This is a genomic window from Verrucosispora sp. SN26_14.1, from assembly GCF_004307965.1.
Taxonomy (GTDB): domain Bacteria; phylum Actinomycetota; class Actinomycetes; order Mycobacteriales; family Micromonosporaceae; genus Micromonospora.
The window spans coordinates 1-9,164 of sequence record NZ_SISL01000238.1 but is presented as its reverse complement, the minus strand read 5'-3'; the positions used below and the strand labels follow the sequence as shown (position 1 = coordinate 9,164).

Genomic DNA, 9,164 nt, shown 5'->3' with positions numbered 1-9,164 from the left:
GGCCAGTGCGGCGGCCCGGGCGCCCGGACGGGCGTGGTTGTGGCCGCGCAGCCCGGGGTTGCGGTCCACCAGCCTGCGGAAGTGGCTCTCCACCCGCAGGCCGTCCCCGGTCGACCAGGAGTTGCGCTCGCATGAGGTCAAGACCAGGCAGGAGCCGAACCCGGTGGTGATCGAGTCGCCGAGCGCCGCGACGACCTTGGGTGCACCGGCCCGGGGTGTGCCGTCGCTCGGGCGTGGTGTCGGTTCCGCGCCGCCCTCGCAGGCGAGCGCGACCAGTGCGAGCAGGCTGACCACGGCGGTGGTCCAGCGTTTAGGCATGAGTTCCCCAGCCTCACAGCACAGAGCGACAGCAGGGTGACTCTACGCGTGGGGCCGGTGGTGCTCCCGTGTCGGTGTCGGAGATGCGGCAGAGAACTGTCGTGGACGAGGGTCGCGTGCTATGCCCGCCACGGGGCGCGGTGGCCGTGCAGCCACCAGTGCAGCGCCCGGGTGATCCGGGGCAGCACCAGATAGGTCATCAGCGGGGTCAGGGTGAGCGTCATGACCAGCACCCGGGCCGCGACCGGAAGGTCGGGCAGGAGATGTCCGGTGAGCAGCGTCGCCGACAGGCTGAGCGGGAAGAACGCCAGCCAGATGGTGATCGCCTGCTTCCAGCGGGGCGGCGAGGCGGGCACCGTCGGCGCCGCGTCGAGCACCTCCACGGTCTCCTCGCGGGGCGGGTCGAACCAGCCCTCGATGCCGGTCCGCCGCTCGACCCGGGTGTGCTCGACGATGCCCTGCGCCGAGGTCAACCACCAGTGCCGCTGAGGCGACTCCTCCCAGCGGCTCAGCGTGTCCGGATCGGCGAAGCGATAGAGCATGTGCCACTCGCCCGAGCCGGGTGCGCTGCGCACCCAACCGGCGCCGAGGAAACCCGGGAACACCTCGGCCAGCGCCGTCCCGGCCCGCATCCACGCCACCATCTCGTCGGTGCGGGCGGGGTCGGCACGTCGGGCCACGGCGACGGTCACCGGCGCGGCAGGGATCACGGTCATGCCCTCCATGTTCCTCGCGCCGACCCGGACCGGCCCCTCGACGGGCGGTCGATGTAACGCAACGCACCACCGGGCCCCGGCGACGACGGTTAGCCCCGGCACCGCCGGGTAGGTGGGGGCGATGACCAGATCACAGCCCCGACGCGCCCGAGGCACGGTCGGCCACGCGAACAGCGCGCTGAACCTGAGGCTCGTACTGGCGGGCTTCGGGCTCGTCTCCATGGTCGTCTTCGCGGTGCTGGCGTTCCGTGCCGATGTGGCCTGGTTGGGTGTCGTCTGCGTCGTTCTCGCGGTGATCGCCGTCGTCGACCTGGCCGTCATCCAACGTCGTCGTGCCGCCCGCCGTCGCGAGGAGCCCGGCGTACGGCACTCGCTCTTCGAGTGACGGGAGAAGCCCTGATGTCCATCGCCACCACCGACCCCCGGACCGGACAGGTGCTCAAGACGTACGAGGCGATGTCCGACGCGCAGGTCGACGCGGCGATAGAGCGGACCGACCTGGCGTACCGGGACCTGCGGTCCACCACGATCGCGCAGCGCGGGCGGTGGCTGGAGGCCGCGGCCGACCTGCTGGAGGCGGAACGCGACGAGATCGCCCGGCTGATGACCACCGAGATGGGCAAGACCTTCGCCTCGTCGAAGGCCGAGGTCACCAAGTGCGCCAGCGCCTGCCGGTTCTACGCCCGGCACGCCGCCGAGTTCCTGGCCGACCGCCCGGCCGACGCGTCGGCGGTCTCCGCGACCCGGGCGTTCGTCCGTTACCAGCCGATCGGGCCGGTGCTGGCGGTCATGCCGTGGAACTTCCCGCTCTGGCAGGTCGTCCGGTTCGCCGCACCGGCGTTGATGGCGGGCAACACCGGACTGCTCAAGCACGCCTCCAACGTGCCGCAGACCGCGCTGCTGCTGGAGAGCGTGTTCCGGCGGGCCGGTTTCCCCGAAGGAGCCTTCACCACACTGCTGGTCGGCTCCGACGCCGTCGACCGGATCCTGAGCGACCCCCGGGTCCGGGCCGCCACGCTCACCGGCAGCGAGCCCGCCGGCCGCTCGATCGCCCAGATCGCCGGCCGGGAACTCAAGAAGACCGTGCTGGAACTGGGTGGCAGTGACCCGTTCGTGGTGATGCCCTCGGCCGACGTGGAACTCGCCGCCGAGGTGGCCACCACCGCCCGCTGCCAGAACAACGGCCAGTCCTGCATCGCGGCCAAGCGGTTCATCGTGCACGCCGACGTGTACGACGCGTTCGCCGAGGCGTTCGCCCACCGGATGTCGGCCCTGCGGGTCGGCGACCCGATGGACGACGACACCGACGTCGGACCACTCGCCTCGGCACGGGGGCGCGACGAGGTCGACGCCCAGGTCCGCGACGCCGTCGACAAGGGAGCCACCGTGCTCTGCGGCGGCGAGAAGCCGGCCGGTGACGGCTGGTTCTATCCGCCGACCGTGGTCACCGACCTGCGGCCGGACATGCGCATGTGGAGCGAGGAGGTGTTCGGGCCGGTCGCCGGGCTGTACCGGGTCGCGTCGTACGACGAGGCGATCGAGGTGGCCAACGGCACCGCGTACGGGCTCGGGTCGAACGCCTGGACCCGTGACCCGCAGGAGCAGGAGCGCTTCGCCACCGACCTGGAGGCGGGAGCCGTCTTCGTCAACGGCATGACCACGTCGTACCCGGAGTTGCCCTTCGGTGGGGTGAAGAACTCGGGCTACGGACGGGAGTTGTCGGCGCAGGGCATGCACGAGTTCTGCAACGTCAAGACCGTCTGGGTGGGCGAGGGCGCGGCCACCGCCGGTGCGGGCGCCCACGCCGAGTAGTCGCCGGGCTCGCCGGGATGTAAGCAGGGGTCCCCTGCTATGCACCAGGCGTTAGCAGGGGACCCCTGCTTACATCCCGGCGAGCGTGGGTAGGGAAGGCCGGCATGACGGCGATCGGCTTCCACGCCTCCCACGAGCAGATCCACCCGCGCGCGCTGCTGGAAGCGGTGATCCATGCCGAGCAGGTCGGCTTCGACGCGGCCATGTGCTCCGACCATTTCGCGCCGTGGAGCGAGCGGCAGGGCCACTCCGGGTTCGCCTGGTCCTGGCTCGGCTCCGCGCTCCAGGCCACCGACCTCTCCTTCGGGGTCGTCAACGCGCCCGGGCAGCGCTACCACCCGGCGATCATCGCGCAGGCGATCGGCACCCTCGGCGCGATGTACCCGGGGCGGTTCTGGGCCGCCCTCGGTTCCGGCGAGGCCGCCAACGAACACATCACCGGCGAGGTCTGGCCGCGCAAGGACGTGCGTAACGCCCGGCTGCGCGAGTGCGTCGACGTCATCCGCGCACTGCTCGCCGGTGAGGAGGTCAGCCACGACGGCCTGGTACGCGTCGACCGCGCCCGACTGTGGAGCCGTCCCGAGCAGCCGCCCGCCCTGGTCGGCGCGGCGGTCAGCGTGGAGACCGCCCGCTGGTGCGCCGAGTGGGCGGACGGGCTGATCACCGTCAACGCCGCGCCCGAGCACCTGCGTCGCATGGTCGACGCGTACCGGGAGGCCGGCGGGCGCGGGCCGGTGCATCTCCAGGTGCACCTGAGCTGGGCGCCGGACCAGGCCGACGCCGAGGCGATCGCGTACGACCAGTGGCGCAGCAACGTCTTCGCGCCACCGGTCTGCTGGGACCTGGCCACCCCGGAACACTTCGACGTGGTCTCCGCCGAGGTGCCGATGAGCCGCCTCGCCGAGGTGGTCAACATCTCCGCCGACCTGGGTCGGCACGTGGGCTGGCTGGAGGAGTACATCGAGCTCGGGTTCGACCAGATCGCGCTGCACCACGTCGGGCAGGAGCAGCGTCCGTTCCTCGACGCGTTCGGTGAGCAGGTGCTGCCGAAGCTACGCGGCCGTAGCGGCTGACCAGCACTGTCCGCAGCCGGTCGGCCGTGGGGCCCGACCGGGACCTGACCTGACCCGGTCCGGACCCCGGGGACCCCGGGGCCGGCGACGGCTCAGTCGAGGCGGCGGGCCAGCACCTGTCCCGGCCACCGCGCGCCGTCCGGTCGGGGCACCGTGAACGGGTCGGTGGCGGTGAAACCCTGCCGCTCGTACCAGCGGACCAACGCGCCGTCGTCGCCCGCGTAGCAGTCCACCCGCAGCAGGTCCACGCCGCGGTCCCGGGCCAGCTCGGCGGCGTGCGTCAGCAGCCGGCCACCGATCCCGGCCCCGGCGTACGCCCGGTCGGTGACGAGCAGGTTCACGTACAGCTCCGGCTCGGTGGCGGGTGGTACGTACTCGGTGGCGGCGCCCACCACCAGCGCGCCGACCGGTTGTCCGGTGATCTCGGCCAGCCACAGTCCGCCGCCGCCGGCCCATCCGTCGGCCTGGGCGATCCGGCGCGGATCGGTCGAGGCCGGCGCGGTACCCCACTGCCCGGTACGCCCCCGTTCCGCCAACCACGCGATGGCCACGTCGAGCAGCCGCAGCACGCTGTCCCGATCCGCCACCCCGCCCCGCCGCACCACGATCTCCGTCATACCGGCCATGCTGCCACGCGACGATCAAGAAGTTCGGGTCCCGATCCAGCGTGGATCGGGACCCGAACTTCTTGATCAACGAGGCGAGGCGGGCGAGGCGGGCGAGACGAGAGGGGGCCGGGTGGGGGGCCGGTCGCCGACGGCCCCCCACCCGGGGTTCAGGAGACGGTGCAGGGAGAGCCGTTGACGGTGACCAGGCCGGGGTTGGGGTTGGCCCCCGGGCCGGTGGTGGCGTTGAAGCCGAAGGTCACCGTGCCACCCGGGTTGATCCGGGCGTTGTACGACTCGTTCTTGGCGGTCACCGTGGCGCCGGCCTGCGTCACCTTCGCCGTCCAGGCCTCCCGGACCTTGGCGTCGCCGGTGAAGGCGAAGCGGGCGGTCCAGCCGTTCACCGCGCTGGTACCGGTGTTGCGGATGGCCACCTGAGCGGTGAAGCCGGTGCCGCCCTGCCAGGAGCCGTAGTTGGTGTACGACACCGAGCACGTCGGCGCCGGTACGGCCGAGGCGTCACCCTGGTCGGCCAGGAACGAGGAGATCCAGGTCAGCGCCGAGTTCCAGTTGATGGCGACCTCGTTGGTGGAGTACGAGGCGATGTCGTCGACGAAGCAGAACATCGGCGCGCACCCGGCCAGCAGTTGCTCCACGAACGGGTCCTGGAGGGCGGCGTTCGGGCCGCCGGCCAGCGAACCGACCGGGGGCTTGGGCATGGACGGGTCCAACTGGTGGCCGAAGATGCGGCTGTGCTGGTTCTCCGCCGCGTGCTCGCCCCACCCGGTCACGTACGAGATGTTCAGCGCGTTGCGGCCGAAGATGTAGTCCATCGCCTGCACCGCACCGTCGCGGTACTTCGCCTCGCGGGTCAGGTCGAACGCGGTGGCCAGCACGACCGCGTTGTTGATCACGTTGCCGTTGCCGCCCCAGAAGTAGCTGCCGGCGTCACCGGGCATGGGCAGCCCGTACGCCTGCCGCTGGATCTCGGCGAGGTAGCCGTCGGCGGCGGTGGTGACCGAGGCGCGAACCCGGGCCAGGTCGGCGGCGGGCAGCCCGTTCGGCACGGTGGCCAGGTCGAGGCGACCCAGCGCGGCGACGCTCTGCCAGCCGAAGCCCCGGACGTCGAAGACGTCACCGGTGTGGTGCGCAGACGCGGTCAGGTCGGTCAGGTACGCCCGCTCGCCGGTGGTCAGGTACAGCTCGGCGGCGGCCCAGTAGAACTCGTCGGTGACGTTGCTGTCGTCGTACGCGCCGCCGCCGTTGCCGTCGGTCGGGCTGGCGTACCGGGTCGGGTTGGCCTTGGCCGCCGCGTACGCGGTCTTGGCGGCGGTGCCGCAGCGCTGGGCGAACGCCGCGTCGTACGGGGCGAACAGTCGGGCGCACTGCGCGGCCACGGCGGCCAGGTTGAGCGTGGCGGCGGTGGACGGCGGGTGCAGTTCACGCGGCTCCGGGTCGTCCTCGGGCTGCAACGGCAGGCCGGTCCAGTTCCGGTCGTGGATCTTGTGGTGGACCATCCCGGCCAGCGGCTTACCGGCCGGCACCTGCATCCGCAGCAGGAACTCCAGCTCCCAGCGGGCCTCGTCGAGGATGTCGGGCACCCCGTTGTCGCGCTCCGGCACCCGCAGCGTGCTGTCGCCGAGGGCGGCACCGAAACCGGCGGTGGCGGCGTTCTTGGTCCGCTCGAAGGTGCTGAGCAACTGGTAGGTGGCGATGCCGCCGTTCACGACGTACTTGCCGTGGTCACCGGCGTCGTACCAGCCGCCGCGCACGTCGAGCCGGTAGTCGCAGACACCGGCCTGACACGGCACGTCGGTGTCGCCCTGGTTCGGGGCGACGCCCAGGTGACCGGCCGGCCGGGCGTACTCCTCGCCGACCAGATCGCCGTCGATGGCGATGCCGCTGCGCTGGATGTAGAAGAACTGCAACGCGTCGGAGCGCAGTCGCTCGTAGAGCGCGCCGGAGATGTCGAACGGGTGGCTCACCTCGCCGTCCACGGCGAGCGTCAGGCCCTGCCCGGGGGTGCGGTAGCCGGAGAAGTCGACGGAGTGCACGTTCTGGTCCGACGCCGCGTCGACACCGCGCGGGGTGGTGGTGCCGCTGGCGACCACACTGCCGGAGGCGGCACGCAACTGCCAGGGCAGGGCCTCGGTGGCGTCGGTGACGACCGTGGCGTTCTTGGGGCCGCCGGGCAGGTAGCCGACCTGGTTGACGCGGACCCGGGGGCCGGTGTCCGGCACGTACGGCTCGGGCGGGTTGCCGCCGCGCAGCGAGACGTTGTCCAGGCAGACGGTCTGGCCCTCGGCGGCGCCGCCGACCTGGAAGATGAGCTGGGCGCGCTCGTCGTCCTCGGGCGCCACGAAGGTCCGCTCGACCCGCTGCTGGGTGGGGGTGGCGGCGGCGGTGACCGAGTAGTAGCCGGTGTAGGGGGCGTTACCCAGTTGCAGCACGGCGGTCACGGCGCTGCCGGGGGTGGCGGTGACGTCGAAGCCGAGGGTGTACTCGGCGCCGGCGACCAGCGCCACCGCGTCCTGGCCGATGCCGGCGTCCCAGGGGTTGGCCAGCCCACCGGCGACGGTGGTGCAGAGTTGGCCGTCGGTCACGCCGAGCGGACCGGTGCCGAAGGAGAACCACGGCGACACGCCGGTGCTGAAATCGCCGTTCGTGATCTGTTCGGGGGCCTCGGCCGGGGGATCGGCGTGGGCGGTGCCGGCGCTCACAGCGGCCAGCGCCACGGTGGTCGCCGCGGCGAGCGCCGCGAGGCGACGTCGGGATGGCGTCACGGATATTCCTTCCGACGAACGGGACGGAATGGTGGTGTGCGTATGCGGGAAACCTGGGAGCGCTCCCAGGTATCGGGCATGTTTCCAGGGTGGACGGGGCGATGTCAATCGATCCTGTCCGATGGGCTCGGAGGTCGTCGGCCAGTGAGATTCGCCGCGCCACGCCCGGCCGTCCTGATCTCCTAGAGACAACGGAGGCCTTCTCCTGGCAGGCTGCGTCCCATGACCCTGAAGCTGCGTTCCGCGGGGGCGAGCGACCGTGGGCTGATCCGCAGCGGCAACCAGGACGCGTTGCACGCCGGGACCTGGCTGGTGGCCGTCGCCGACGGCATGGGCGGGATGGCTGCGGGCGACCTGGCCAGCGCCATCGCCATCGAGGCGGTGGCGCCGCTGGACGTGGAGATACCCGAGCACGCGCTCGTCGCCGCGTTGCAGGACGGCATCCAGTCGGCCACCACCCGGATCCGGCAGGCGGTGGCCGAGGACCCGCAGCGGCAGGGGATGGGTACGACGCTGACCGCGCTGCTCTTCGCGCGTACCGGGAGCTGCCTGGCGCTGGCCCACGTGGGCGACTCCCGGGCGTACCTGTTCCGCGACGGCGTGCTCAAGCAGATCACCCGGGACGACACGTTCGTGCAGATGCTCGTCGACCAGGGGGTGATCACACCGGACCAGGCCGGCAGCCATCCCCGTCGGGCCGTGGTCACCCAGGCCCTGCAGGGCGACGAGGTCTCCCCGACCTACGCCACGATGCTGCCCCGACACGGCGACCGCTGGCTGCTGTGCAGCGACGGACTGTCCAACGTCGTCCGTGCCGAGACCCTGGCCGAGGTGCTCCCGGCCCACCCGGACCGGGAGGTGTGCGCCCGCAAGCTCATCGACCTGGCGTTGCGCGCCGGAGGTCCGGACAACATCACCGTGGTCATCGCGGACATCGTCGACGAGCCCTGACGCGCAGCCGCACCCCGACCCGGTCGCCGCGTCCAGCCGACGGGTGGGCGCGGCGGTTGCCGGGTGTGTTAGGAAGGGTCCCCTGCTATGCACCAGGCGTTAGCAGGGGACCCTTCCTTTCACGTCAGCCGCGTCCGGCGCGGCGGGTGGGTGCGGCCGTGGTCGGGTCCTCCGGCCAGGGATGCCGGGGATACCGCCCGCGCAGTTCGGCGCGCACCTGCCGGTAGCCGGTGCGCCAGAACGAGGCCAGGTCGGCGGTGACCGCCACCGGGCGGCCCGCCGGTGAGAGCAGGTGCAGCAGCACCGGCACCCGACCGCCGCCGACGCGAGGTGCCTGCGCCCAGCCGAAGGTCTCCTGGAGCCGGACCGCCAGCACCGGCGCGGACGGGTCGGTGTAGTCCACCCGGATCCGGGAGCCGCTCGGCACGGCGATCCGCTCGGGGGCCAGCTCGTCCAACCGTCCCGCGAGTGACCAGGGCAGCAGCCTGCGCAGCGCACCGGCCACCTCGATCCGGGCCAGGTCGGCCCGGCGCCGGGCACCGGCCAGCTCGGGCCCCAGCCAGTTCGGCGCGCCGGCCAGCAGGGCCTCGTCGGTGACGTCCGGCCACTCGTCGCCGAGCGCGTGTCGGCAGAACGCCATCCGGTCGCGCAGCGTCCGCGCCGCCGGCGTCCAGGTCAGCAGGTCGAGGCCGACGTCCCGCAACCCGGCCAGCAGGGCGGCGGCGACCTCCGCCGGTCCGGGCCGGGACAGCGGCCGGTCGACCAGCTCGATGGCGCCCAGGCGGACCACCTCCCGGGCCACCACGTCCCCGCCCGACCAGCCGACCTCCCGGTCGGTCCGCAGCAGCACCGCGCCGACCTCGCGGGCGGTCGCCTCGTCCAGCACCGCCGCCCGCCGGACCCGCG

The 9,164-nt window shown here is 72.5% G+C and carries 8 protein-coding genes and 1 pseudogene; 4 read left to right on the top strand and 5 right to left on the bottom strand.

The window, feature by feature from the left end:
- Both EYA84_RS20015 and EYA84_RS20010 read right to left on the bottom strand, forming a co-directional pair.
- Nucleotides 1-318 (bottom strand): annotated as a pseudogene (locus EYA84_RS20015) (SGNH/GDSL hydrolase family protein); the annotation flags it as partial.
- Nucleotides 319-437: 119 nt separating this feature from the next.
- The gene (locus EYA84_RS20010; protein ID WP_131054577.1) at nucleotides 438-1,034 is read right to left on the bottom strand and encodes an antibiotic biosynthesis monooxygenase; all 597 of its coding nucleotides are present in this window, start codon (nucleotides 1,032-1,034) and stop codon (nucleotides 438-440) included.
- Between the two features lie 121 nt (nucleotides 1,035-1,155).
- Here EYA84_RS20010 and EYA84_RS20005 point away from each other — a divergent pair, with 121 nt between their 5' ends.
- From EYA84_RS20005 to EYA84_RS19995, 3 genes are all read left to right on the top strand, one after another.
- Nucleotides 1,156-1,419 carry a DUF6343 family protein gene (locus EYA84_RS20005; RefSeq protein ID WP_131054576.1) on the top strand — a complete coding sequence of 88 codons (264 nt, stop codon included), beginning with the start codon at nucleotides 1,156-1,158 and terminating at the stop codon, nucleotides 1,417-1,419.
- A 14-nt stretch (nucleotides 1,420-1,433) separates the two neighbouring features.
- The gene (locus tag EYA84_RS20000) at nucleotides 1,434-2,846 is read left to right on the top strand and encodes an NADP-dependent succinic semialdehyde dehydrogenase (protein ID WP_131054575.1); all 1,413 of its coding nucleotides are present in this window, start codon (nucleotides 1,434-1,436) and stop codon (nucleotides 2,844-2,846) included.
- Between the two features lie 104 nt (nucleotides 2,847-2,950).
- Nucleotides 2,951-3,919, top strand: a complete 969-nt coding sequence (locus EYA84_RS19995) for a TIGR03885 family FMN-dependent LLM class oxidoreductase (RefSeq protein ID WP_131054574.1) — start codon at nucleotides 2,951-2,953, stop codon at nucleotides 3,917-3,919.
- Between the two features lie 92 nt (nucleotides 3,920-4,011).
- Here EYA84_RS19995 and EYA84_RS19990 read toward each other — a convergent pair whose 3' ends face one another.
- Nucleotides 4,012-4,536: a GNAT family N-acetyltransferase gene (locus EYA84_RS19990; RefSeq protein ID WP_131054573.1), complete on the bottom strand. Its 525-nt coding sequence runs from the start codon at nucleotides 4,534-4,536 to the stop codon at nucleotides 4,012-4,014.
- 158 nt (nucleotides 4,537-4,694) lie between these two features.
- A complete protein-coding gene (locus EYA84_RS19985) occupies nucleotides 4,695-7,307 on the bottom strand; it encodes a glycoside hydrolase family 9 protein (protein ID WP_131054572.1) in 2,613 nt (870 codons plus the stop codon).
- Between the two features lie 222 nt (nucleotides 7,308-7,529).
- Here EYA84_RS19985 and EYA84_RS19980 point away from each other — a divergent pair, with 222 nt between their 5' ends.
- The gene (locus tag EYA84_RS19980) at nucleotides 7,530-8,258 is read left to right on the top strand and encodes a PP2C family serine/threonine-protein phosphatase (protein ID WP_131054571.1); all 729 of its coding nucleotides are present in this window, start codon (nucleotides 7,530-7,532) and stop codon (nucleotides 8,256-8,258) included.
- 124 nt (nucleotides 8,259-8,382) lie between these two features.
- Here the strand turns inward: EYA84_RS19980 and EYA84_RS19975 are convergent.
- A partial coding sequence (locus EYA84_RS19975) for an ATP-dependent helicase C-terminal domain-containing protein (RefSeq protein WP_275540807.1) occupies nucleotides 8,383-9,164 on the bottom strand: 782 nt, incomplete at its 5' end.

Excerpts from the sequence above, each read along its gene's own strand:
- EYA84_RS19990 (WP_131054573.1), bottom strand. The coding sequence starts at position 4,536 with ATGACGGAGATCGTGGTGCGGCGGGGCGGGGTGGCGGATCGGGACAGC.
- EYA84_RS20010 (WP_131054577.1), bottom strand. The coding sequence starts at position 1,034 with ATGACCGTGATCCCTGCCGCGCCGGTGACCGTCGCCGTGGCCCGACGT.
- EYA84_RS19980 (WP_131054571.1), top strand. The coding sequence starts at position 7,530 with ATGACCCTGAAGCTGCGTTCCGCGGGGGCGAGCGACCGTGGGCTGATC.
- EYA84_RS20000 (WP_131054575.1), top strand. The coding sequence starts at position 1,434 with ATGTCCATCGCCACCACCGACCCCCGGACCGGACAGGTGCTCAAGACG.
- EYA84_RS19995 (WP_131054574.1), top strand. The coding sequence starts at position 2,951 with ATGACGGCGATCGGCTTCCACGCCTCCCACGAGCAGATCCACCCGCGC.
- EYA84_RS20005 (WP_131054576.1), top strand. The coding sequence starts at position 1,156 with ATGACCAGATCACAGCCCCGACGCGCCCGAGGCACGGTCGGCCACGCG.